Raw genomic sequence first — 25,457 nt, 5'->3', positions numbered from 1 at the left:
GGCTTCCACCTCAGCACGCTTGGTGAGGGCAGAGTCTATCTTCTCCGCATCATCTACTTGGTTGTAGAGGTTGATGCCGGCAAGAGTGCGGAAACCTAACTTGTTCTTCTCTGCCGCTGTCTTCTTATAGTTGTTATGTAACAGCCAATAATAGAACTCAGGGGTGAGAGAACCGCCACCTGTCTCCATCACCGTTATCTGGTTCTGCTTGGAGGAGTCGTGGTTGTAGGTCACGCTCTGGGCTGTGGCTTTGATGGTGGTTGCTACCGCCATGATGAGTATCATTGTCTTCTTCATGTCCGTTCTTCTTTTGTTTACAATCCGTCAATAGTCAAGTTTTCCTGCCACTTTCCATCGGCTGAAGGCATCTTCCAGTATCTCTTCCTTCGTCCTCGTCCGATACACCTTCTCCTTCCAATAGCCCATGCGCAGCTGCACATACCGCCATGTCTGGAAGTAGGCTTGGTTCAGATGTTTTTCTATCAGGTCCAACGAATTGTTGATATTGTCCAACACCATCAGCAGGTCGGAAGTTGAACAGGCTGCCGCTCCTGTGGCATACAACACGAGGTCGTTGACGCTATGGTAGAGTTGGCTTCCTTCGTTGTATATGTTGTCGATGGCTTTCTTGTTGATGCTGATGAGCATCGTGTCAGCCAGTTCGATGTGTTTCCGCTTGATGACCTTATCATTGAAGTCCTCCAACAGGTTCTTGTAGTCACTGATGCGGTCGCTCACCGTCTGGTAGGTGCTCTTCACGTTCAGCACCGTGCGCAACGACTGGTACATCACATCGATGATGTCGAAGGCCCGGGTGTATTTGTCCAAATCCACATTCAGTTCCTTGTATTTGCCCACCTCTTCACTGCTGTATTCATGCAGCAGTTGATTGCTGTACTCCAAAGTGCTGCGTGCCAGCAAGAGGCTGCGCTGCTTCTTGTGGTCGTTGATGTATGCTTCCACCGATACCGCATCGAATCCCCATTGCGCCAAGGCTGTATTGGGGAAGAGGGTAATCAGCAGGAGAGCTATGATGATGGTATGTCTCATTCTCCGTTCCTCCCTCAGTTTTCGTTCTCGTTATCTTCACCATTCCCTCTGTTAGGGTCTGCATTCTCTCTCCATCGCTCGTAGCACTCTTCAATGAGTGTCCTTCTGCGACCTTGGTCTGCGTCGATTGAAGGAAGAATGTCCTTCAGCACGTCAATGATGCTGCGCTTGTAGTGCATCATTTTTTCTAATGATACCAAGTCGGCGTAAATCTTGGTGATACGGCTATCTACTTCACGGGCTATCTCCAGACGGTCGCTCGACCAGAGCAGGTGTATTACATCGTCATTGTCGGCGGTCTGGGTTGCCTCGCTCTTGGCATATTCTGTGGTGATGCTGCACGACGGGAACTCCTGGGCTATCTCCGAGATACGGCTGTTCACCTGCCTCGTCTTCTCCTCGTCAGAGGCATTCGGGTCAAGGGTCAGCACATCCACCACCTGTGTGTCGGTGTATTCCGAGGTCAGCTCCCACGATATTTGCAGTATCGCACGGTGTATCTTGATGCCAAGGAAGTACTTGGGCTTCCTTGCAATGGACAGTGTCGCCTTGAAGGTGATAATGCCGTTGATGTTGGGCATGGTGGCAGTTCGGACGTAGGTGTAGCCGTTCCACGAACCGGCACCTTGCCACGTGAGATTGTAGGCTGACTTCACATCCTGCATGATGGCAGGGATGCGGTAGTAGTCATCGGTGGAGGTGGCATTGTCGTTAGCCGCCTCGCTCTTGGCATTCTGTATGTCTGCCAACTGCTGCTGCCATGTCGCCAATTCCTTCTTCAGGTTGTCTATCTTCGTCTTGTTGACATTATGTTGCTGCCGCAAGGCAGGGGCTTCCTCCACAGAGGCATTGGCTATCTGCGTGAGCAGGTTCCTGTTCTCTGTCTCCAACTGGCTTATCTGCGCCTCCAACAGGGCTATCTTGCTATTCGCCTCACGTTCCTTCTCGTCCAGTTCCGATAGGTCGAGATTATTTTCTGATACGCTTGTCCTCATGGCGCATTCCTTGCTGTGGGCATTGAGCGAACCGCCGCACTCACGGCACTTGTACTGCGTGCTGCCCTGTCCGAGGGTGACACCGTCCGAACAGGTGACGCTGATGGTCACGCTCTCCACGCCCTTCAGTTTGGCGGCATCGGTGGCTTGATAGTAACGGCGTGCGTCACTGCCGATGTAATAGACATAGCCCTCCTCGTTGTCGTTATACTCCGAGAGACGTGCCTGCAACTGACGCTTGAAGGTATTCAAGTCCATGCTGTAGGAGTCGAAGACATCCTCATACACCTCTTCCACGTTGTTCCAGCTCTTGGTAACGTGTATCTCGTAGGCGTAGGCCTTCTTGGTCTGCTTGCCGCCACGGCTGATGATGTACGACGACATCCAATAGTTCATCGTATAGGTGAAGCCGTCGCTCTGGGCGTTGAGCTGCTGCACACGGCTGCGGCTCCATCCGGCATGGTTCTCCGAGTTGGCCAGTATCTGCTCTCGCTGCGTGCTGTTAGGGTAGAAGTTGGGGTCGGAGGTGTTGATACGATACCAATGGTCACCGTTCAGAATACTGTTGTCATCGGTCGGCGGATAGTAGTCACAGAGGCTTACGCTGCCTTGGTCTCGTCGGGCAATGTACCAACGCTGTGTATAGTAGTTGCCCTGCGTCTCGCTCAGATAGTCTGTCATCCACGAGGTGATGTTGTAGTTGGAGAGGTCGAAGAGGGCTGCCACGTTGTCCTCGCCACCCACCAGACTAAGGAGTGTGCTGCCGATGCCGTTCTCTGCCTGTTCATAGAGGTCATGGTAGTTGTCATAGATGTCGATGATTTTACTCACCTTGCCATTGAAAAGGTCGTTGAAGGCACTCTGCTGCAAGAGTGCGCCTGATGCCCCGTTGATACCTGCCGTCGCCAACGATGCTCCCATATTGTAAAGCGTCTCGATGTCGGCGGTGAGGTTCTCCACGGTGAAGTTGCCGGGCACACTGGCGATGTCATCCAACAGCTGCTGCCAATCTACATTGCCTATCTCCGAGAGTTTGAGGATGGCGGCTATCTCTTGGTTGATTTCCAAGAACTGAATGTCGGCAAAGGTCAAGCTACTGTTGGTCACGACACTCTCAAACTGCATACACAGCGACTTTGTGTCGGCGCATATCTTCATCAGGTAACTGCCCCAGTAGAGGGCGGTCTGCGGACTTTTCAGCATCATTCCTGCCACCGTCCATATCTTGGGCATAATCTTGTTCGCCACCATATTGTGGATGCGGCGGTAATAGTAGTTCTCCGTGCTACTGCTCCAAATGCCGAGGTCGGTGAATGCCTTGCGCTCCAAGAACTTGGCAGCGAAGATGCCGGCAGTGGCAACCTCTGCGGCATTGTAGTGCTTCAAGATTTCGCCCACCTGCTCGTTATAATAGCTCTCTGCCATAGCTCCAGCACCGAATGCGGCAGCCATGGCGGCAACGATCTGCTTGTCGTAGTTCACGCTGTAATACTGCGCATGAACCCTTCCCACGACAAGTGTAAGACACATATATATTATAATAAGGTATAAACGTCTCATTGCTTCACTACTTTACGTTTTTACTACTTTCAGTTTCTACTATTCCACTACTTTACTACTTGTAGTATTTACTATTGGTAGTATTCACTACTAATCGTATTTACTACTAATCGTAAATACTACCCAGCCACCGTTCCCGAAAGTTTTGCTTTCGGGCATCTGGGCTTTACGTCTATTCCGGGATTTCCGTTTCCATCAATCAGCCCCCGTGCTCGCCGTGTCAGCGGCGAGTGGCTCCATCGTCCGTCAAATTGAGCACATGCCCCGCCTCATTGACCTTCTGCGCAAATGCCAACGACTTCCCGATGCCACTGGCATCCCAATCTCTGCAATACCGCTCGATAGCCTCCTGATGTCTGCACTTCAGTTCATGCTTATAGAGTTTCAATGCCTCCTTCTCAGCTCGCTCGGTGGTGTAGGTCATATAGCACTCGTGCGGCTCCTCCACACCATACACTCCGCTCGTCGATCCACGTCGGATAAACACCTCACGGAAGAAACTTCTTCCCTCCTTGTTATCCAAGCGGTTGACAGTGAATATCTTCTTGCAATCCACATCCGTCAATCCTAATATCGCCTTGATCTCGTCGAATCGCTCACGAAATTTGCTTTGGTCGAGCAGCATCACCACGTCGGAGTTGTTGATGATGGCTTCCTTCACGATGGGACTGCCGATGATGTCCTGTATCTCCTGTGTCACTACGCCCACGCTCGCCCAGAACTTTCGGGCTGTCTTGTATAGGTACTTGATGTACTCGGCCATCAGCGGCGAGGCGATGGCTTTCCATGCCTCCTCGATGACAAGGCACTTGCGGTTCTTCTTCAGGCGCATCTTCTGCAGGAACACGTCCATGATGATGAGCGTCACGATGGGGAAGAGCTGCTTGTTCTCCTTGATGGCATCCACCTCGAAGACGATGAAGGTCTCGTCGAACAAGGTGCTATCCACGTTCTCGTTGAGAATCTTGTCGTACTTGCCGCCACGGTAGAAGTTTTGGAGCATATAGGCGAAGTTGTCGCAGTCGATGGTGGTGATGTTGTTCTCGATGCAGATCTGGTCGAGACGCTCACAGGCGAACTCATAGAATGAGTCGAAGGAGAGGGTCTTCACGCTCAATGCCATGCGCCGTTCCTCCAGTCCCTTGATGAGTTTCTCCACCTTGTCGTGTATCTGCGTCAGCTCCGTGCCGCGCCGCTTCTCCATGGTGGAGAGGTTTTTTCTCAGTGTCTCCTTCTGTGAGGAAGGATAGGGCTGCACACCGTTGAAATAGAAATCGTAATACTCCGTCACCAACTGCTCCACGACACGGAACTCCAGTTCGGGTATCTGCGTCTCCGAGCCTTTCCATATCAGCAGTATCAGGTTCTTCAGGAAGTCTATCTTCTCAATGTTCAGCTCCCGCTTGCTGATGTTGAAGGGGTTCATGGTGATGGGCTTGTCCTCCGTATAGGCGATGTACTTGCCGCCCACATACTCGCAGAGTCCCTCATACGAGTTACCCGTATCGACCATGACGATGTCGGTGTTCTGCTCCCACAACTGACGCACCACGCTGTTCATGTGGAACGACTTGCCGCTGCCCGAAGGACCCAAACAAAAAAAGTTCGAGTTGTCGGTCAGCTTCTCCTTTCCCTCCTTTCCTGTGATGTCGATGGCTACGGGCACACCTTGGCGGTCGGTATAGTATATCTTCAGCGGGGTGTCCTCATTATGCACGATGCGCTCCTTGTACATCAGACAGGTGGCGGCATCGCCGAGGGTGAGGAATCGGTCGTAGTCGGCATTCATGCCATAGCAGTTGCCGGGGAAAGAGTTGACGAACAGCTCCAACTGGTTGTAGGCCCGCTTGCTGATGTGGATGCCCATGCGCGAGAAGGAGTTTTCGAGATGGTTGGTGCATTTCTGTATGTCGGTGTCGCCGCTCACTGCCACCACGAGGTTGTAGTGGGTATAGACGAGCTGCTTGCTCTCACGGGCTATCACCTCCTGCACACGCTTGATGTCCTCTACAGCCATCAGGTTGCTGGGGTTGGGCATGGAGGCATGGCGGTTTTTCTTCTTGTCGAGTAGGGCAAGCTCACGCTTCTGGTTGGGCACGAACACCATCTGGTTGAACACCACGCAGTCGGCTCCGGGCACGCTATCGACGATGCTCACGAGATCAACGGGCATACTGGTGTTGTTCACCTCGATATTTGCGTAGGGACGGATGACCGACGGCAAGTTGGCATAATCCACATCCACAAGGCTATACACCTTGCAGCTACGGTCCCCCATGCCGATGGTCTCGTCATCGACCTTGAAGTTGGTCATCGACACCACCTTGTCACGGAAGTTCATGGAGAAGAAACGGTCCACATACTCGCAGGCTTCCGTTTTGCCGAGGAATCGGGACTTCACGCCGGCATCCCTCAGCTGGTCGTGCACCTTGCGTATCTTCACCAAGAAGTCACGCCATTTCTTGTTGTCGAACGACATCAGACGGCTCTTCTTGTTCTCCTGTGTGATGGTGAGGTAGCAGACGCTGTCGGTAAAGGGTCTGCCGTTGAAATAGCGGAAGTAACTCTCGCTCAGGAACTCATGATTTCCACCGTTCTCTTCCTTGAATGCCTTCCTCACAAACACGTCCTGCTTGTGCAGCGCATAGCCTTCGCCCAAGGTCTGGGCAAGGGCGGCGAAGAGGTGGGTGAACTCATAGTAGGCCTCGATGTTGGCGGAATACTTCTGCACAGGGTTCTCCATCTTCAGAACAGCGGAGTATTCGCCCGTCTTGGTATAGAGCACGCCGATGCCATCCACTTCCTCGATGGAGAAGTAGATGTCCTGGAAGATGCGCTTGCGCTTCCCTCCCGTGCCGAATGCCTTGACACTGATGGCCATGCCCACGCAGATGGCTGAGAATATGAGTATGATGTATAGGGTCATTGTTCTTTTTCTTTTTTAATCGCAAAAAGGCGGGCGCACCCTCATGCGTGATGCCCCCACCTCCATTCACTTACAATCATTGATAGCTTTCCACTTGGACATAATGGATTCTCTTTTTTGTTTTACACTTTCTTTGAATAGGCATAGATGAATATGCCGTTGTCACTCTTCTTGCTGTGCAAGCCCTTGCGCTGCTTCATGACGATGAGAACGCCACCGACAGCTACGGCGAGGACTAGCAGCACGAGTCCTGCCACGAAACCGAAGATGCAGTAGCCGAGGATGAAACCCGCAACGGCTCCTCCTGCGGTGGCTGCCGCCCAGTAGATGTAGCGTCCCTGCAACCCGAAGAACTCCAATGGACGTTGCAGTCCCTTGAAAATGGGATAATCCGGAAAACGCTCTTGCTTTATATCTGCCATAACTGTCAGTGTTTTAACGTTCTACATACTCACAATCTCACGCTGCGTTTAACCTCCAATGCCGAAGAACAGAGGCAGTGCCTGGGCTGCTGCAATGAGGAAAATACATGCGCCGACGACCATCATGATCTTCTTTTTCACGTCCTGTTCCTCGTTGTTCATGGCGATGTAAACGCTTATGGCTCCGACAATTGCAACGACACCTGCAATGGCATAGCAGAGCTTCACCACGATAGGTACATACTTGGCAATCTCCTCCGTCACTGTGGTAAGCGCGGTCGTTCCTGCCGAGTAGTCGCCGGCTGCGTTCTGTGCCATTGCTGCGGTGGTGCCGACAAGCAACATCAGGGCGAGCGTTTTCATGCGCTGTGAAGAGAAGAATCCCTTCACCTTCTTGTTAATCCTTTCAAACATTCTTTTTACCTTTTAATTTGTTACACTTTGAGTTATCTTATCTCGTATCACCTGTATCTCAAATCTGATAACCGAAGAAAGCGGGGAAGACGATGGTCGCTCCTATGAGGAACAGGCAGGCTCCCACCAGCATCATGATGTTCTTCTTCACTCCTTCTTCGCCCGTATTCATCTTTATATATATCTGCAAGGCGCTGACTATGACCACGATGCCCGCCACTGCATAGCACAGATAAACGATATAGAGCATCATCGTCACGGCATAGTCATGGGCACTCGCAAGTGCGTCCGCTCCCCAGCTGTAGTCCACGTTGCCACACTTAGCACTGGCCAGAGCTGGGGTTAAAGCGGCATATAATGATAGAAATGCACTTCTTGTTTTTGACATCATATCTCATTATTGAGTGATTCCACCTTGACCATGTCACGTCCATTGTGACGAAGACCGCGGGCGATGATGGTGTTGTTCAATTCTTCCGAATACATGGGGTCGGAATAGGTGGTATTCACTTCCTCCATCTTCTTCTCGATTGCGCTTTGTATCTTTTCAAGCACATGAGGCTTGCTCTCTTCCGCAGTGGCGGCTGCCTCCTCTGTAGGCTCTGCAAGCTGCTTCTCCTCGTAGGCTGTCTCATATTGGTTGTCGCCTACGCTGAAACCACCGTCGCTCTCGCTGACCGCTATCGACTCTTCCTCGTCGGTCATGTCACTGACATCAAACGACTCGCCCTGTGACTTCTCGTCCTTGGGCTTTCCGTACAGATCCTGCACGATGATGACCGTATAGTAGATGACATAGATTATGGTCACGACAATGGCGAATATTACAAATGACTTCATATTTTCAAGTTTGATTTTACTATGGTTTGGCTTATTGCCGATGCAAAGGAACTACCTTTTCTTCAATCTTAAACCGAAATGACTTTCCGCGGAGCCAAATCTTAACTCTAATTTTGATTACACTCGCAATCATACTCAAAAATCAAACTCGAAAGGCACAAAAAAAGCCCTTCCGATAGGGAAGAGCTTGTAAAGAGGGTGGATGAAAAAAATGTGGATGACTATATGGTCAGGTACTTGCCATGGGAGAAGTCCTGATGTTCGTTAGAGAAAACATAGCCCAACTGGTTGGACAAGCATTGGGTGTTGCCTATCCTGGCATCGATGTTGGTGTGCGAATGTCCGTATATCCAATAGTCTATGCCGCTATCGGTGATATAGTCCTCCAACTCTACGGTGAACGCCACGTTTGCCTTGCTGCCTTGAAACTTTGGGTGGAGCATACGGAACGATGGTACATGATGGGTGACAACAATCTTATGGGCTGCTTGCGAATATGCCACTGCATCCTTGATAAAGGTGAGGCAACGTTCATGCTCAGCATTGAATTGGGCATGGGTCATCAGCTCACCTTTATATAATATACGGCGGAAGTCGCTTATCACTTGCTCGGTGAAGTAAGCGTCCTCCAAAGGAATCCTCGACCAAAGGGTGGAGAGGATGATGTCGGTGTCGCCAATCCTCGCAATACCGTTGTAGTGGCTGAATACATTGGGACGTACCTCCAAGAGATAGCCGTCGGGCAGTGTCGCCACATCATAATATTTGTAGAACTCATGGTTGCCCATGCAGCAATGCACCTCCTTGTAGTTCTCCGATGCCCAGTCCCAAAAGGGATGCTTGGAGTAGTTGTCATCGCCGAGATAGCCGATGTCGCCGGCAAGCAGCAGTATGTCGCCCGTCACCTCCAAGGGGTGGGCTTTCAGATACCGCCAATTGTCGGCAAACTCCAGATGCAGGTCGGATGCGTATTGTATCTTCATATTGGTCATGCTTCTATAAACAATTCATCCAGTTGATCTAACAGTCCGGTCACAAATGCCTCGTCTTGACCGAGTGACTTTGACAATGGTTCTGCGAGAGTTGACCAGTCGGCTCTGATGGAGGCGACAAACTCCCTTATACATGCCACTATTGAAGCAGGAGCCTCAATGTTGTCCTCAGTCATTATGACCACATTTTTCAGGATGTCCGAACGGTGCTTCTTGATGTCTTTGGTGTTCACATGCTTGCCGTCCCGCTTGTCTGCCATGAGATTTAGGTAGGCTCTTGCCTTCAGTGCTATCAAGGCAGCGGAATTGGCATGGCGTATGCCATCAGTCAGTTGGCTGTGTGCGATAGTAAAGTGATAGTAATCATCGTCCATGATGATGGCACTAAGACTCGACACATCTTCATCGGTCGGGATAGGTTCTATGACAAATCCCTTTGGCTCTCCAAGCACGTCGGGGTGGCGTGACAGCAGTTCTATCATCTCGGGATAGCCGTCTTTACCATCAAGGAAACGATACATTTCATACCTTGGTGGCTCACCAGCCTCCTGTTTCCTCTTTTCAGGTCGATAGCCAGCCTCCCGCACAAACTGCCAGAAGCGATTGGCGAAAGCCTCGGTCATGTTCTCTACGATGACTATCATGTCGATGTCGTGTGTGGCGCGTGGACGCACCACGGTATTGGTCATGGTGATGTCACAGGCTGCTCCGCCTATCACCACATAGTTTTCTGAGTATTCCGCAAATGCTTCACGGAACTTGACTAATCCTTCCATTTCTGTTCACTGATTATTCGTTCTACTTCTTTTTCTACTCTCGGATCATCATCATCTCTCAACGAAAGGACAAGGGAAAGGCGATCAACCCACTGGCTTTTGTCGCCCATTTTGCTGACAACAGGGTATTTCCATACCTCTATGATATAGTTGCCGTCATAGATGTTGGGATTCTCCATGACATCAGCCGACTTGACGGCACGATATTCCTTGCTTGTCATCATTATCATCTCTTCCCGGTCACGATTAAGCATGGAATAATGTGCCAGGGCATTGATGCCGCATACGGGGTATTCCGCATCCAAGCGTATGTCATCGCAAAAGATGCGGTTCTCCACAGGTGACAGCAAGACGTTCTGAGCCTTGTCCCACAGTTCCTTGCCCTTCAACTCGAAGTGTACCACCTTGCTGCGCTGTCCGTTCTGAATCTTTTGACACAGTCCTACATCTTCAAGACAGGTGACACCCAACGTGACGCTTTCGTAAGAATATGGAAGCAACGGTGCAATATCCCTTGGCGACATTCCTTCAATACTGCCCACCTGTAGGTGATAGAGTAGTATGTATTGCGCCACAGGGGTCAATACTTCGGCAATCTTCCTGTTGCTTGTCTTCTCCAATGCTATGATGCCTGGCAGATGGGCATATTCCTCGGACATGACAAAGAAGACTCCTTTGTCTGCCAGTCTGTGTCGCTCGTAGGTGGGTCCGGGCGCAAGGATAAACACCGCAGGCAGTCCCAGGGCTTCGGTCAACCGCTTGCCCGTGATGGCGCAAGTCCGTGGAGAGGGATTGCCCTTCTTGGGCTCAACGAACAGCAGGGGCGTGCCTTGGTATGTGCCATCATAGAAACGGTATGAGAGTTTCTCGCCAACCGTGATGCCTTTCAGGCTTTCCTTGGCACGAGGTTCCACCTCAAAGCGTCTGCCCAATATCCTTATTTCTTTTTTTAATTCCATTCTGCTACATTTTAATAATGTATTAAAACGATGCAAAAATAAGGATAATAATTGAGAATCAAGCATGTTTGGGCGAAAAAGTGCAGATTTGATATGTAATTTCAATGCATTTGAGCCATTTTTGCATCAAATGATGGTGTTTTCGTCTTTATAATGTCATTCAGATGCCGTTCGTTTCTTCCTCATCAGATAGTCGTTGACATCCTTGTAGTCGGCATATCTGAAGGACTCGTCCGTCACCCTGTACTCGAATACATTGCTGATGCTCTCAACCGTCTTGCGTCCTGCCTGGTCGTTGTCGAGGAAGCAATGGATGTGGGTGTAACGGTCAAGGTAATGCAATGCCTGTTTGAGGTTGGCGACTGAGTTCAGTATCATATAGTCGCAAGGGCTTTCAACGACAAACCATCGGTCTTGCTGTTTAACGAGGGTCATATAAGCAAGGAAGTCCATGAAGCCCTCAAAGACCAGACAACCGTTTTGCCACTCGTTGAACGTATGGGCAAGCAGGGTGATGTCCTTATGCCCGATGCAGCCCTTGAAATAGGGATTGCGCACCTCATGTCCTTCACTCAGATTGCCAAAGGCAATGCCATAGTAATGTTTTTGCTCAACCTTGTAGTGTATCTCCCTGCAATACATCCTGCCAATGGTGATGTCTATCCGTCGGCTACTGAAATAGGACAGCAGAGAATGGTTGCTCAGTGGGAGCAGCTTCACATCGTTCATCTTGGTTGTCGTGTATTCCTTGGCTGCGATAGCGGTCTCGATTGCCTTATCCACAGTGGCAATACTCTTGGACGCAAGGTAGGCAAGGGCATCGGAAACGGATTGTTTGTTATACATACGCTTTACCAGCTCCACAAGGTCACCGCCCTCCTTAATGGCGTAGTCGTACCACAGGTTCTCCTTCTTGCTGACCTTGAACGATGCGGTCTTCTCGTCCCTGAAGGGTGACAGATACCAGTAGGCATTGCCCTTCTTCTTTTTCAGCGTTACATTCTCCTTGTCTAAGAAGTCTATAATGCTCAGTTTCTTCGATTGTTCAATATTCATTGTACTTTCATTTGTTCGGTTTTACTTTGTCCATGGAAACAGTTTACTTTACCCTTTCTCCTATATAGGCACACCCGTAAACTAAACCATTTGCTAAACTACTTTTCCGCTTCCCAATTCAGCCTCCGATTTCGGTTTACTTTGGCCTTATTTCTTATATATAGGTACGGACGTAAACTAAACTGGTTTCTGAACTGTTTTTATTCCTCTTCATGGAACAGGTCAATCTCGGCAGGTGTATATCCGAAATAGTAATGATTATCCCGCTTCACTATGAGCTTTTGCTCGTTAATCAGGTATTTCAGCATTTTGATGATGACGCTTCTGCCACGCTTAAAGCCAATGTCTGCATAGGCTTGCGTTAATTCCTCCACCATGCGATCGAATCCTTTGATAGGTTTCTCCTTGAATGCAGCCGTCAGCGCCTCGTTATGCTGTTCGGATGTCAAGTCTTGGTAAGTAAACCTTGACGGTTGCTTGTCACCTTCTTCCTTCTCCGGCGTGTGCTCGACAATCTCTGGCAACCCTTCCTCATTGACTGTAAAGGCAAACGGCTTGAACTCCTTCTCACGGATGTGCATCGCCTTCACCTCGCTGATGTCGGGATTGGTGGTGCTCTTGGTGATGACAAGCACCGTCTCTGCCTTGTTGTTCATCTCCGTACCGATATGCCCGCGCACGTTATTGTCGCCCTTGTTCTGATGCAATACGCAATGGATGTGCAGGTCATACTTTGATGACCATTCCATCATCTTGTTGATGACCTCGACCGATTCTCCCGCATTGTTGATGTCGAGAAGCAGGTCTCTGATTCCGTCGATGATGACCAGTCCATAGCTTTGGTCTTGGGCAAGCGCATAGTCTATGACCTCTATCCTGACGGAGGGCGTGTACTCTCTCAGACAGATAAAGTCAAGGTTCTCGTTGTCGATGCTTGTAGGTAGACCAGCGAGCTTCAGGATGCGCTCCAGCACATTATGGCAGTGATAGCGGCTCTGCTCCGTATCTACATACAGTATCTTGCGTTTCCCCTCTGGCAGACTGGCGCGATAGTTCAGTACCTTGCCGTTGGCGAGGGAAGCGGCTACCAAGGCAGACACGTTGAAGGTCTTTTTCGCCTTTGCCTTACCAGTAGAAGCACTGAAGTTGCCCAATGTGGCTATGCTGGAATTATCAACCCATATAATCTGAGGAGGTGTTTTATAAGTATCTGTTGCCTTTATCAACGATTCGCTCAATATGCGATTGAGACGCTGTACTCCTTCCTCTTTTGAGTTAGGCTGTACATGTTTGTTATTTTCTTCCATTTTCATTCTTTCGGATTATCAATTTCTATTTTCGTTACCATTCCAATGACCTCTTGTTTGTTTTGGAGCAGCCACTTGTCGATTTCTTCTCTATTAAAATACAGCATTTTTCCCCTTGGCTTATAGTGTGGAACTTCTTTTGCGGCTGTAAGTTTGTATAGCAGGCTTTCAGAAACACCAATATACTTACATGCTTCGTCAAACCCCAAGACGGTTTTGGTCTGCTTGACCATCTTCTCCAATTCCTCGATTCGCTCTATTAGTTTGTCAATAGGTCCCAAAGCCTCCAAACTGTCTTCTATTGCGACAATTCGCTCATAGAGTCTAAAATGTCTTTCATTCATGTGTCACGTACCTTAATTAAATTGTTTACAGACAGTAGCACGGTTATATTAGCCGTCTATTCTTTCTTTGTGTAGATAGTACATATTCCTCTGCTTCTCTTTGAATCTCGTTCTTCGATTTGCCCTTGGTTCCTTGAAGCCATTCATCTATCTCAGATTTGAGGAACATGATGCGTTTGCCTCTCTTGTGAAACGGTATTTCCCGATTGCTTGTCCAGCAATATATGGTATGCTCTACCGGATGTGTTGGGAGATAAGCACATAATTCAGCAACCGTAAACCATGTTTCTTCTTTTTCTGATTGAACAAGTTCATATATACCATCAATCTTGTCTTCTAATGATGACAGCTTTTTCAGTACCCCCGTTATAGCGTTGGGAATATCTTCAAATCTTATACTATTTTCTTCCATGCTAATTATTTTTTATGATTTTTGATGCAAAGTTATGGGGAGACTGTCACTAAATAGAAAAAGTAACGTGATAGTAAGGCAGTATCAACCAAACTATCACGTTTTTACTTTCATTTAGCAGAATTATTGTGATTTATTCCTCTCTTAATATCTGTTCGATGGATTTGCAGATGGCATATTGACTTGCTGTCATGGAAACGTTTCTTCTTATCCTTGAAAGAGAAGAGGAAAGACAACTTGAAGTTATGAATTTCTCTGTTCCATCCTTTTTGATACTGGTTAAGAAGCGACCTTCTCCCATGACATATTGCCAATTATTGTTTATCAAATGGTATTGAGCCATAGCGTCAAACAGTACGGCTACATTACGTACATTCTTTACACGGATAGATGCGTCCAAGTCGCACTTGAATAGGCGACACAACTCGCTACGCACATCACTGTTGTCGGCAAAATCAAATATGTCGTGACTTTGGACAAGTTCTACCAACAAATCCATCTGTCTGTCTGACAATTGGCATCCCAAAGTGAGGATGGACGATTTCTTTCGGGTAAGGATTGGCAGACCAGTACCCACATGTTGAAGAAACAACTCAATAAGTTCCTGCTTGGAATAATCTTCTTTTTTCTTGATTATTGACACACACTTAGAGTCTCTAAACAAAGTACCAATAATGCCAATTGCCATCTGTCGCGAGTTCTTACAACGTGCACAATCACAGTCAATATATTGGTGACTGCGCTCAAATAGTTCTATGAAGTACTCTGTCTTCATATGATTCTTTTCAGCTTGAAGATACCAACTTCTTGCGATCTCAAACAACTCATACAGTTCTCTGTAGAAGTCTTCTGTACACTCCACATGTTTGTGGACACGCTTGCTCTCTTCAAAAAGAGAGAAGCCAAAAAAGGCTGTCTTTTTTCATTTTTATCTGTTTATTGTTATAAATGTTTGGTTTCCACGAAAGGTTAAAGTGCCAAAACAATAGCATCATTACATAGAATGTTGAAAATGAAAGGCACTAAAAACCACCTGTACAATAAAGGACTTATTGATACAAGTGGTCTTCTATACTAAGTGCTTACAAATGATAATCACTATTCATCTATGTCCAACTTAAAAGCTTCTGTAGCTTCATCTTTCTTCTTGTCAATTACTTTTGCGTAGATTTGCGTGGTTTTTACATTGGTATGCCCTAACATTTTGCTTACGGTATATATGTCTGTACCGTTAGCCAATTGTAACGTTGCATAGGTGTGGCGGAAGCAATGAAAGGTGATGTGCTTGGTAATCCCTGATGCTTTTACCCACCGTTCCAAAGGCCTAGATATCCATGAAGGGTCAGGCAGTCCGGCAAACACCAACAGTTCTCCGTCTTTCTTGCGCTCACCGCAAAGCTTGTATGCCTGTGGCGATATAGGCATGTATTCAACGCCCTTAGTCTTCTGCTGAGTGAAATTGAGACGGTACCCACCATTGTATTCTTCAACCTCTGACCATTTAAGCTTTTGAATATCGCTATGTCGCATTCCTGTCAGTGCAGAGAACAAGGCTGCCCGTTTTAGTATATCATCACACGGAGTCTTTGCCAATATATTAAGTTCTTCCAGTGACAGATACTCTCTTCGAGCACTCTGAAACATGATATTTTTAGCCTTGGCAGCAATATCACAATTCAGATAGCCATCCACGAAAGCTTGTTTGAGTGCCGCCTTGAAGATAGAGAAGTACGTCGATGCCGTATTCCTTGAAATAGTTCCTTTCTTAGAACCACCCTGCGGTGCCTTTATCAAGAAGGAACGGAATGCCTCAATATACTTCATGTCAATCTGCGAGAACTGTATGTAGTCACACTTGGCAAACATTGACAACAGTGTGTGCAATCTGCGCCAGTTGACAACTATCGATTCTGACGCAGTTTCCTCTCTTTCTTTGATTAACTTCTCAATATACTCCAGAACATTGCATTTTGAGCGTTCGCTTTGTTCTGCCATTTCCATTTGCTGGTCAGTAAAGAGAGCCATGTTGTCGTACTCTTTTTGACGCAGGACTCGAACGCCATCCGCATAAAGGCAAGTTTCCATATCTTGCTTGGATTTACACTGAATAACGCCATTGTCATCTCGCTTGGGCTTGTACTTTATTCTACCAGCAACGGCTCGCTCGCTTCGTCGTTTATCCCATATAGGGGTAGTAATAGACCTCCTGAGATATTCACGCACTCGTTTGGGTTTGTCATTTCCCGTCTCATAAACAGGATAAGCTTCAAGATAGATGAACCACTCATCTCTCCACTCACTTTTCTTTAATTTGACGGAGACTTTAGTATAATCTAATCTTTTCATAATGGTTTTATATCTTTATAAAGTTTGTCTATTGATTCCTTGTGAGCATACACATAATTACCGATTTGCCGGGTCGGTATTGAGTATTTTCGTATATGAGCATACACGGTGCTGTCATCCAGATGAAATTTCTTGGAAATCTCACCTATTGTATAGCAATCCTCTGGTTCCATGCGGTACATGGTAACTGGTTTCCTTGGCTTGGTGTCAAGCGGAGACTGTCTTAACGGAAACAGATTCATTAGTTCTCCTTTGCATACAAGTCGTATTCCTTTCTCTGGCTCAATGAAGGAAATCTTTTTCATGTAGATGAGCCTATAAATGGTTGAGCGGCTTGCACCAAACATAGCATACGCTTCCGTTATGCTGATATACTCTTTAGACTTGGGCATATTGCTTACAATCTTGTCCAGTTCAAGTTGGCGTTTTTCTTCATCATGCTTACGCTTCCACGCCACCTTGGAGCATTTGGGTGAACAATACCAGGACTCCAAAGTCCTTGCGAAGAACTCTTCTCCGCACACAGGACATTTCCGTACTATCTTATACTTTGCTACTGCCATAATTCATTCATTTTGTAGTTCTTAATATCTATTCTTCTCATCATATCTACTTTTTCTTACAGGTACAAATAAGGTACAGATGTTTATAATAATAACGCAAAGATAGCAATATTATTGTGTACGGCCAAAAACAAGAAAAGCGTGTAACTCATTGAGCTACACGCTTTCCATTTGATATTGTATTCTTATTTCTCTATGTGCTTATTTCACTTCCTCAAAGTCAGCATCCTGAACATTGTCATTCTTTCCGCCATTCTGAGTATTTGCCTGACCTGCATTAGGACCAGCCTGAGCACCTGTCTGAGCATACATTTCTGCACTTGCTGCCTGGAATGCACTCTGAAGTTCTGCACTTGCAGCATCAATACCAGCCAAATCCTGAGCCTTATGGGCATCTTTCAGTTTCTGAAGAGCAGCTTCGATAGGAGCTTTCTTGTCAGCAGGAATCTTATCACCCAGATCTTTCAGCTGGTTTTCAGTAGAGAAGATCAAGCTGTCAGCCTGGTTCAGTTTATCAATACGTTCTTTTTCTTTCTTATCAGCTTCTGCATTTGCTTCAGCTTCAGCTTTCATACGTTCGATTTCTTCCTTGCTCAAGCCAGATGAAGCTTCGATACGGATAGCCTGTTCCTTACCGGTTGCTTTATCTTTAGCAGAAACCTTCAGGATACCGTTTGCATCAATATCAAATGTTACTTCAATCTGAGGAACACCACGACGAGCCGGAGCAATACCTGTCAAATTGAACTGACCGATTGATTTGTTCTGAGCAGCCATCGGACGTTCACCCTGCAGAACGTGGATAGTAACTTCAGTCTGGTTATCAGCTGCAGTAGAGAATACTTCACTCTTCTTGCACGGAATAGTAGTGTTGGCATCAATCAATTTTGTCAGCACACCACCCATGGTTTCAATACCCATTGACAGCGGAGTTACGTCCAAAAGAACTACACCCTTGATTTCATCTGTCAAAACGGCACCCTGAACAGCAGCACCTACAGCTACTACTTCATCCGGATTTACACCCTTAGAAGGAACTTTGCCGAAGAAATCTTCTACCAGTTTCTGAACAGCCGGTATACGAGAAGAACCACCTACCAGGATAACTTCATCGATATCAGAGTTGCTCAAACCTGCATCATTCATCGCTTTCTTACAAGGTTCAAGACAAGCCTGAATCAAGTTGTGAGCCAAAGCTTCGAATTTAGCACGAGTCAAAGTCTTAACCAAGTGCTTAGGCACACCAGCTACCGGCATGATGTACGGCAAGTTGATTTCTGTAGAAGTTGAAGAAGACAATTCGATCTTAGCTTTTTCAGCAGCTTCTTTCAAACGCTGCATAGCCATCGGATCTGTTGTCAGATCTGCACCTTCATCATTCTTGAATTCCTGTACCAACCAGTCGATGATTACCTGATCGAAGTCATCACCACCCAGGTGAGTATCACCGTTAGTTGACAATACTTCGAATACACCACCACCAAATTCAAGGATAGAAATATCGAATGTACCACCACCAAGGTCAAATACAGCTACCTTCATATCTTTGTTAGACTTGTCTACACCATATGCCAAGGCAGCAGCAGTCGGTTCGTTCACAATACGTTTTACTTCCAGACCTGCAATCTGACCAGCTTCCTTAGTAGCCTGACGCTGTGAATCTGAGAAGTATGCCGGAACTGTAATAACAGCTTCTGTAACTTCCTGTCCCAGATAATCTTCAGCAGTCTTTTTCATTTTCTGAAGAATCATTGCTGAAATTTCCTGTGGAGTATACAGACGTCCGTCAATATCTACACGCGGAGTATTGTTATCACCTCTTACTACAGAGTAAGGTACACGTGAAATTTCTTTTTGAACCTGATCATAAGTTTCACCCATGAAACGTTTGATAGAATATACCGTACGTTTCGGATTTGTGATAGCCTGACGTTTTGCAGGATCACCAACCTTACGCTCACCGCCATCAACGAAACCTACAACAGAAGGAGTTGTACGTTTACCTTCGCTGTTGGCAATTACCACAGGTTCGTTACCTTCGAATACTGCAACACAAGAGTTTGTTGTTCCTAAGTCAATACCAATAATCTTTCCCATAATTGTATCTATTTTTATTATTTTTTATTCTAGTTTACTCTGCAATGCCGAAGCATTACGTCTTCATTTAAACAAATGGCGTGCCAAAACAAATTAGCCTCATTTTTTAAGTTCAACAGACATCTTGTCAGTAATATCTGACAGATTCAGCGAAAAAATACGCCATTTTTTACATTACGCCCTAAAAGTATCCCATTTATACCTATTTCTTATATATAGTATTTCATATCTACGGTTCAGATATAGTTTCCTACAATTCGGAATCTCTATATAACGGTTAAGAAACGGCATCATTGAAATCTTATTTGCCACGATCTATTTTTGCAAAGAATAAAAACAATATCCAAGAGAAGATCAAAATGAAAAAAGTACTTTTATTCTTTGCATGTACGTATTGCCTCATAGCATGCAACAACCAGTCTCCTAAAGAGGAAAAAGCCCCTAATGTAAAAATTATCCATGCAGAAAAACTGGAAGCATCTCCTGAACGCAGTTATTCATTCATTTCACAACCCTATAGGACTACGGAGCTCTCTTTCCGGGTAGGTGGCCCTATATATACATTCGAAGCACAAAGCGGACAGTTTTACCGAAAAGGAGATTTGATTGCTGCCATTGATGACCGTGACTTTCAGATTCGGAAACAACGCGCCGAAGCTGTTTTCAAACAGGCTGAAGCCGACTACAGACGAATCTCAAATCTATATGAAAAAGGTAATATATCAGGAACCAACTACGAAAAAGCCAAGGCCGATTATGAGAAAGCCCAGGCAGACTTTAAAACTGCTGCCAATGAATTAAAAGATACAAAGCTATATGCTCCTTTCGACGGATACATTCAAAATGTCAATATTGAACGTTATCAGGAAGTCAAAGCTTCTTACCCGATTGTGTCATTCATTGATTTATCCCAAATCAAAATAGAAGCTTACATACCAGAAGATATGGCCGTAAATGCCCGAAAGATATCTGCTGACGCCTGCAATATTGTCTTCAATAATCTGAAAGGAAAAACGTTTGTTCCGGAAAAGACTTTTGTCACACAAAGTGCAACAGACAATAACATCTCTTATTTATTCACTGCAATCATCAATAACTCAGACAACAGTTTATTAGGGGGGATGGCCGGCTCTCTATCAATCCCGACTCCCAGCTCATCTTCATCTTTACACCAGAGTGTCGCTATCCCCCAAACTGCTGTCTGTCACACCAATGAAGAAGGATCTTTTGTCTGGAGAGTTACAGATCAGAACCAGGTTGTCAAGACACCTGTAAAAACCGGGAAATTAATTAAAAACAATCAGATAGAAATTCTTTCCGGACTTTCTGCCGGAGAAAGAATTGCTGTTACACGGCTTACCTACTTATCAGAAAACCAAGAAATAACTATTCAAGAATAAGGAAACCAATGAAAAGTTTAGCAAAATTTTTCCTGACCAACAAGGCCTTAAGCTGGCTGATGCTAATATTGATGTTGGGTGGAGGCATATTCGCATATAACAACATGGGAAAGCTCGAAGATGCACCATTTACCATCAAACAGGCCCTCGTCACCACTTCTTATCCGGGTGCTTCACCCATGGAAGTACAGCAACAAGTAACCGATGTTCTGGAAGAAGCAATCCAGTCATTGGGAGAATTGTATTATCTGAAAACAGAAAACCGGACAGGACTCTCTAAAATTACCGTATATGTAAAGAAAGAAATTCGTGCCAAAGATATGCAGCAACTTTGGGATAAACTCCGCCGAAAAGTCAATGATGTACAAAACAAACTACCAGCCGGAGCCGGTCCTTCTGTTGTCAATGATGATTTTGGCGACGTCTTGGGAGTTTTTTATAGTCTAAGCAGTGAAACGCATACATACCGTGAACTGGAAGATTGTGCCAAAGATATAAAAAACGAATTATTAGATGTAAAAGATGTAGCCAAAGTAGAACTGTTCGGTATCCAGAACCGAACGATTGAAGTTACAGTCAATCCGTCATTACTGTCCCAAAGTGGTGTGATGATGAGTGACATCTCTTCTGCTTTTGAAAGACAAAACAAAGTTGTTGATGCCGGAGCCATTGAAACCTCAACCAACCGTCTCCGAATAGAAACAACAGGAAGTTTTACCAATCTGGAAGAAATAGAAAATCTGACAATTGTTTCGCGCAAAGGCGAATATTTCCGTTTGGGAGAGATAGCAGACATTCAAGAAAGCTACTCACGTCCTGCAAGAAACCTGATGAGAATCGGTAATATTCCAGCTGTAGGTATAGCCATATCTACGGTTTCCGATGGAAATGTCGTTGAAATGGCAAAGCTGGTATCCCAACAAATCAATAAGATGAAAGCAGAAATGCCCGAGGGATACGAACTGGATATTATCTACGATCAAGGATATGAATCAGCCGTAGCCAACGATGGATTTATCATGAATCTGATCGTTTCCGTATTAACCGTAGTAGCTGTATTACTATTCTTCATCGGATTTAAGAATGGTTTTCTGATAGGCAGCGGACTTATATTCTCCATTTTCGGGACCTTGATCTACATGCAGGCAACAGGTATTGCCCTGCAGCGAATGTCACTGGCTGCCATAATCATTGCCATGGGAATGCTGGTGGATAATGCAATTGTTGTATACGATGCAGCATTGGTTAACATGCAGCGTGGTATGAGAAAACGCATAGCTATCCTAAATGCTGTATCAAGCACTGCCATGCCACTCCTCGGAGCTACTCTGATTGCAGTCCTCACCTTTCTGCCGGTGTATCTTTCACCCCATATTACAGGAGAAATCCTTTCTTCATTATTCATCGTGATAGCCGTTTCTCTGCTGCTCAGCTGGATTCTGGCCATCACACAAAACGTATTTTTCGTTCAAGAATTTGTAAGACGCCCACGACCGGAAGAATTGAAAAACGAATTGTTCAGCGGCCGTATATATGACTTCTTCCGCAAGGCATTAAGCTTTACAATTAAAAAAAGATATACAGTTATCGGATGCATGGTTGTACTGCTGGCAATAGCAGGATGGGGATTCAAATATATTCCCCAACAGTTTATGCCATTATTAAACAAGCAGTACTTCTCCATTGACATGTGGCTACCGGAAGGAACACGTATCGAAGAAAGTGAAAGACAGGCAGCACAACTGACAGAGTTTCTGCAAACCTTCGATGGCATCAAAAAAGTGTCTACTTATATCGGACAAACGCCACCAAGATATTATCTGGCTAATGCTGCTTACGGTCCGCAACCTAATTATGCTCAATGTCTGATAGAAGCGGAAAGCCCTGAAAAATCACGAGAGTTACAAGAAATATTATATCATGAACTGCCCGAAAGATTTCAGGATGCACTTATACGCGTCAACAGCTTTGAAATAAACAGCATCCCCCAGGCCTTGATTGAAGCCCGTTTCTGCGGCGATGATCCTGCCGTATTGGACTCCCTGACAAATATAGCTATTGGAATCATGCGCAAGAACCCGAAAGTGCTGAATGCACGCAATGAATGGGGAAACATGGCCATGATGATAAAGGCCGGTTATGATCCGGTAAAAGCAGGAAGGCTGAACATCGGACGCAGTGACATTATGAATGCCGTGAAATCAGTAAACGATGGAACAGCCATAGGAGTTTATCGGGATAACGACAAGAAAGTTCCTGTCTTATTGCGTACTGAAACGAATTCCTCCTGGAATACAGAAGGGCTGGAAGATCTGCAAATATGGAACGGAACAAACTCAGCACCACTTGGCCAGGTAACTGACGGACTCAACCTGGCATGGGAATATCCGCTTGTCCGTACATATAATCGCCAACTTTCCATGGCTGCCCAATGTGATGTGAAACGCGGACATACCATGAAAGAAGTACATTCCGAAATACGGGAAGAAATTGAAAACATCAAACTTCCTGAAGGATACAGTTTCTTCTGGGATTCACAATATAAAGACCAGAAAGAAGCAATGGCGGCCTTGACCAAATATTTCCCGCTGGCTATCATCATGCTGACAGTTATTCTGGTCATGCTTTTCGGAAATTTCCGGCAACCGCTTATTATCTTTCTTATTTTGCCGTTATCACTCATCGGAATGGTATTCGGCCTGTTGCTTACCGGATTCCAGTTTGGTTTCTTTTGCATCGCCGGCTGGCTGGGACTATTGGGTATGATCATTAAAAATGTAATTGTCCTGCTGGATGAAGTCAATGTACAGCGACGGGCAGGTGTTGCCCCCTACACTACTGTCATCGAAGCTACCGTTTCCAGAGTACGTCCGGTATTGATGGCAGCCCTGACAACCGTGTTCGGAAGCATCCCTCTCTTATTTGACGTCGTATTTGGCGGCATGGCAGCAACGATTGTATTCGGTTTGTCGTTCGCGACATTGCTTACTCTCTTTGTAACCCCAGCCTTATATGCCATTTTTTACAAAATATAATGTCTATAGCTTTATATCGAATTTTATGTGGAACTTTTTCTTAACTTTACCAACGATCCAGAGAATGAACAAATGGATTTTCCTATGCCTGGCAGGTATTTCTATCCAGACCCAGGCACAGCAGAGCAATTTTTTACAAGAATATCGTGCCAAAGTGAAAGAATACAATCAAGACATAAAAGCTGCAGGATATGCCGTTTCCATACAAAAGGAAAAAGAGAAATTAGCCAGGGCTGATTTCCTTCCCTCTTTGTCCGGTAATGCCAATTTCAACTATACCGGCAATCCGGCAGAGCTTTCCGTTGATATTCCTTCGCTTAATGAACCGGTAAGTTTTCAGGGACGGAACTCCCAATATGGAGCATCACTGACTCTGGCACAGCCCATTTATGCGGGAGGTGCAATAAAAGCCGGATACGATAAAGCTAAAAAAGAAAGTGAATTGTCACATTATGAGCAAATACGTATCACCAACAACATTATTTACGATGCGGATGTATACTACTGGAATAAAGTGGCACGCCAGGAAATGGTTACGGTTGCTGAAGAATTGAAAGAATCAGTATCCACTTTGGTCAAAGTAGTCAAAGACCGTGTCGATGAAGAATATTCAGACCGAAATGACCTGCTCATGGCCGAAGTAAAACTCAATGATGCTGAATACCGTCTGATCCAATCGCGCAATGATGCCGAAGTGGCACGCTTGTCAATGAATTCTTTCTCCGGAATTCCTTTCAATGAATTTATTGAAACTGATTCCGTCGTTATGCCATTGACGGATGTACAAGACTACTCCGAAACTTTAAACACAGCAATGGCCACCCGACCGGAACTGCAAATCGCCAGCCATAAAATTGATATTCAGAAAGCTGCATCCAAAATAGCCAACGCACAGTATCTGCCTAAACTGTCAGTCGGCATCGACGGCAGCTATTCATCTCCGGGCTATGACTTCAAGTCTGATCTGGATCCCAATTATGCCGTATATGCCAAATTATCTGTACCCATATTTGAGTGGAGAAAGCGCAGGCATACCAAAAAATCAGGCAAATACAGTGTAAACATTGCTGTTGAGAATCATCAGAAAGTAACGGATAACATCCGTCTGGAGATAGAAACAGCCTTTTACAACTACTCACAAGCCATAGACAAAGTAAAATTAACCGAAAGCTCTCTGTCAAAAGCTGCAGACAATGAAAGAATGGCTATGGACAAATATAAAGAAGGTAATATTTCCATTGTCGAAGTGATAAATGCCCAGCTATACCACCAGGATGCCAAAGTCAACTACATTCAATCTAAACTAAATGCACAAGATTGCAAAAAGCGGATTGGACAGAGCGGTCGGCCGAATAGACACCATAACTCAATAATAATATCATATGAAAAGAAAACTGAAAAACATCAAGCGGTATTTATGGGATGTATTTTTATTCTCCGGAATAGGATGCTTCTCCTATTTCCTTCTGGTATATTATGCCGACATTCCCTCCCAGTATCAAGACCGGCTGATGACTTTTCAAGCCTTTGCAGCCGTTGTGGTATTGTTCAACGGAGTAGGACTCAGCGTAAAATACATCAATGAAAGGCTGATGATGTACTATCAGTATTTTCTGAAAAACCACCGCATGTTGTCCGTTGGATTAATAACAGCTGCAATTATTCTTTTCATATCCAACTATCTGCTGCTCATTTCTACCAAATTGCTGATAGACTCCCCTCATCCTTTCATTCTGAAAGACAAAGGACTGTATGTCATGCTTGCCGTATGGTTCGTAGAACTGATTATTGTAGGGCAGTTCATGTTAAACCGCTTTTATGTAGACCTGGTAAAGTTATACAAACGCGCAGAAGAGCTGGAAGAAAAAACAGCACAAGCCAGATATATGGCTTTACAAAACCAGTTAAATCCTCATTTCCTGTTCAACAGTCTGAATACACTTATTTCTGAAATAGAATATAA

The 25,457-nt window shown here is 45.7% G+C and carries 23 protein-coding genes; 4 read left to right on the top strand and 19 right to left on the bottom strand.

All coding sequences use genetic code 11. From position 1 onward, the window contains the following. The 19 genes from BACCOPRO_RS18545 to dnaK form a co-directional block, all read right to left on the bottom strand. The coding region (locus BACCOPRO_RS18545; RefSeq protein WP_008144446.1) for a DUF5045 domain-containing protein at positions 1-297 on the bottom strand (297 nt) is incomplete at its 3' end. A gap of 27 nt (positions 298-324) precedes the next feature. Next, complete coding sequence (locus tag BACCOPRO_RS13205) at positions 325-1,050, bottom strand: hypothetical protein (protein WP_005816118.1); 726 nt, start codon at positions 1,048-1,050, stop codon at positions 325-327. A gap of 14 nt (positions 1,051-1,064) precedes the next feature. Beyond that, positions 1,065-3,605 (bottom strand): hypothetical protein, encoded by a 2,541-nt coding sequence (locus tag BACCOPRO_RS13200; protein ID WP_005816117.1) that lies wholly within the window; start codon positions 3,603-3,605, stop codon positions 1,065-1,067. Positions 3,606-3,825: 220 nt separating this feature from the next. Next, the gene (locus tag BACCOPRO_RS13195; RefSeq protein ID WP_008021336.1) at positions 3,826-6,531 is read right to left on the bottom strand and encodes a TraG family conjugative transposon ATPase; all 2,706 of its coding nucleotides are present in this window, start codon (positions 6,529-6,531) and stop codon (positions 3,826-3,828) included. Between the two features lie 122 nt (positions 6,532-6,653). After that, entirely contained in the window at positions 6,654-6,953 is a 300-nt protein-coding gene (locus BACCOPRO_RS13190) for a DUF4133 domain-containing protein (protein WP_008144445.1), read from the bottom strand. 48 nt (positions 6,954-7,001) lie between these two features. After that, the gene (locus BACCOPRO_RS13185; RefSeq protein ID WP_007837354.1) at positions 7,002-7,367 is read right to left on the bottom strand and encodes a DUF4134 domain-containing protein; all 366 of its coding nucleotides are present in this window, start codon (positions 7,365-7,367) and stop codon (positions 7,002-7,004) included. 58 nt (positions 7,368-7,425) lie between these two features. Continuing rightward, complete coding sequence (locus BACCOPRO_RS13180; protein ID WP_005812854.1) at positions 7,426-7,758, bottom strand: DUF4134 domain-containing protein; 333 nt, start codon at positions 7,756-7,758, stop codon at positions 7,426-7,428. After that, entirely contained in the window at positions 7,755-8,207 is a 453-nt protein-coding gene (locus BACCOPRO_RS13175) for a hypothetical protein (protein ID WP_005812857.1), read from the bottom strand. The genes BACCOPRO_RS13180 and BACCOPRO_RS13175 overlap by 4 nt, the downstream gene beginning before the upstream one ends. 221 nt (positions 8,208-8,428) lie before the next feature. Then, the gene (locus BACCOPRO_RS13170; protein ID WP_007837351.1) at positions 8,429-9,199 is read right to left on the bottom strand and encodes a metallophosphoesterase; all 771 of its coding nucleotides are present in this window, start codon (positions 9,197-9,199) and stop codon (positions 8,429-8,431) included. Next, positions 9,196-9,975, bottom strand: a complete 780-nt coding sequence (locus BACCOPRO_RS13165) for a hypothetical protein (protein ID WP_005812861.1) — start codon at positions 9,973-9,975, stop codon at positions 9,196-9,198. Before BACCOPRO_RS13165 ends, BACCOPRO_RS13170 begins: the two co-directional genes overlap by 4 nt. After that, the gene (locus tag BACCOPRO_RS13160; protein WP_005812863.1) at positions 9,963-10,934 is read right to left on the bottom strand and encodes a hypothetical protein; all 972 of its coding nucleotides are present in this window, start codon (positions 10,932-10,934) and stop codon (positions 9,963-9,965) included. Before BACCOPRO_RS13160 ends, BACCOPRO_RS13165 begins: the two co-directional genes overlap by 13 nt. A gap of 156 nt (positions 10,935-11,090) precedes the next feature. After that, positions 11,091-11,990 (bottom strand): DUF8464 domain-containing protein, encoded by a 900-nt coding sequence (locus BACCOPRO_RS13155; RefSeq protein ID WP_005812865.1) that lies wholly within the window; start codon positions 11,988-11,990, stop codon positions 11,091-11,093. A gap of 200 nt (positions 11,991-12,190) precedes the next feature. Beyond that, a complete protein-coding gene (locus BACCOPRO_RS13150; protein WP_005812867.1) occupies positions 12,191-13,297 on the bottom strand; it encodes an AAA family ATPase in 1,107 nt (368 codons plus the stop codon). 2 nt (positions 13,298-13,299) lie between these two features. Continuing rightward, complete coding sequence (locus BACCOPRO_RS13145) at positions 13,300-13,641, bottom strand: helix-turn-helix transcriptional regulator (RefSeq protein WP_005812869.1); 342 nt, start codon at positions 13,639-13,641, stop codon at positions 13,300-13,302. Between the two features lie 43 nt (positions 13,642-13,684). After that, positions 13,685-14,053 (bottom strand): helix-turn-helix domain-containing protein, encoded by a 369-nt coding sequence (locus BACCOPRO_RS13140; RefSeq protein WP_004320284.1) that lies wholly within the window; start codon positions 14,051-14,053, stop codon positions 13,685-13,687. 133 nt (positions 14,054-14,186) lie between these two features. Further along, positions 14,187-14,741: a hypothetical protein gene (locus BACCOPRO_RS13135; protein WP_021935591.1), complete on the bottom strand. Its 555-nt coding sequence runs from the start codon at positions 14,739-14,741 to the stop codon at positions 14,187-14,189. Positions 14,742-15,151: 410 nt separating this feature from the next. After that, a complete protein-coding gene (locus BACCOPRO_RS13130; RefSeq protein ID WP_005812874.1) occupies positions 15,152-16,399 on the bottom strand; it encodes a site-specific integrase in 1,248 nt (415 codons plus the stop codon). Continuing rightward, positions 16,396-16,962, bottom strand: coding sequence for a helix-turn-helix domain-containing protein (locus BACCOPRO_RS13125; RefSeq protein ID WP_005812876.1), 567 nt, complete (start codon positions 16,960-16,962; stop codon positions 16,396-16,398). Before BACCOPRO_RS13125 ends, BACCOPRO_RS13130 begins: the two co-directional genes overlap by 4 nt. Before the next feature lie 201 nt (positions 16,963-17,163). Beyond that, complete coding sequence (gene dnaK / locus BACCOPRO_RS13120; protein ID WP_008144443.1) at positions 17,164-19,059, bottom strand: molecular chaperone DnaK; 1,896 nt, start codon at positions 19,057-19,059, stop codon at positions 17,164-17,166. A 359-nt stretch (positions 19,060-19,418) separates the two neighbouring features. Between dnaK and BACCOPRO_RS13115 the strand changes: the two genes are divergently transcribed. From BACCOPRO_RS13115 to BACCOPRO_RS13100, 4 genes are all read left to right on the top strand, one after another. Further along, a complete protein-coding gene (locus BACCOPRO_RS13115; RefSeq protein WP_081446943.1) occupies positions 19,419-20,459 on the top strand; it encodes an efflux RND transporter periplasmic adaptor subunit in 1,041 nt (346 codons plus the stop codon). Between the two features lie 8 nt (positions 20,460-20,467). Next, entirely contained in the window at positions 20,468-23,494 is a 3,027-nt protein-coding gene (locus BACCOPRO_RS13110) for an efflux RND transporter permease subunit (protein ID WP_008144440.1), read from the top strand. Between the two features lie 64 nt (positions 23,495-23,558). Beyond that, positions 23,559-25,079 carry a TolC family protein gene (locus BACCOPRO_RS13105; RefSeq protein ID WP_081446947.1) on the top strand — a complete coding sequence of 507 codons (1,521 nt, stop codon included), beginning with the start codon at positions 23,559-23,561 and terminating at the stop codon, positions 25,077-25,079. Further along, positions 25,006-25,457: histidine kinase (locus tag BACCOPRO_RS13100; RefSeq protein ID WP_258460835.1), on the top strand; the 452-nt coding region annotated here is incomplete at its 3' end. The genes BACCOPRO_RS13105 and BACCOPRO_RS13100, both read left to right, overlap by 74 nt.

This window comes from Phocaeicola coprophilus DSM 18228 = JCM 13818 (assembly GCF_000157915.1).
GTDB classification, from domain to species: Bacteria; Bacteroidota; Bacteroidia; order Bacteroidales; family Bacteroidaceae; genus Phocaeicola; species Phocaeicola coprophilus.
This window is presented reverse-complemented; position numbering and strand designations above follow the sequence as displayed.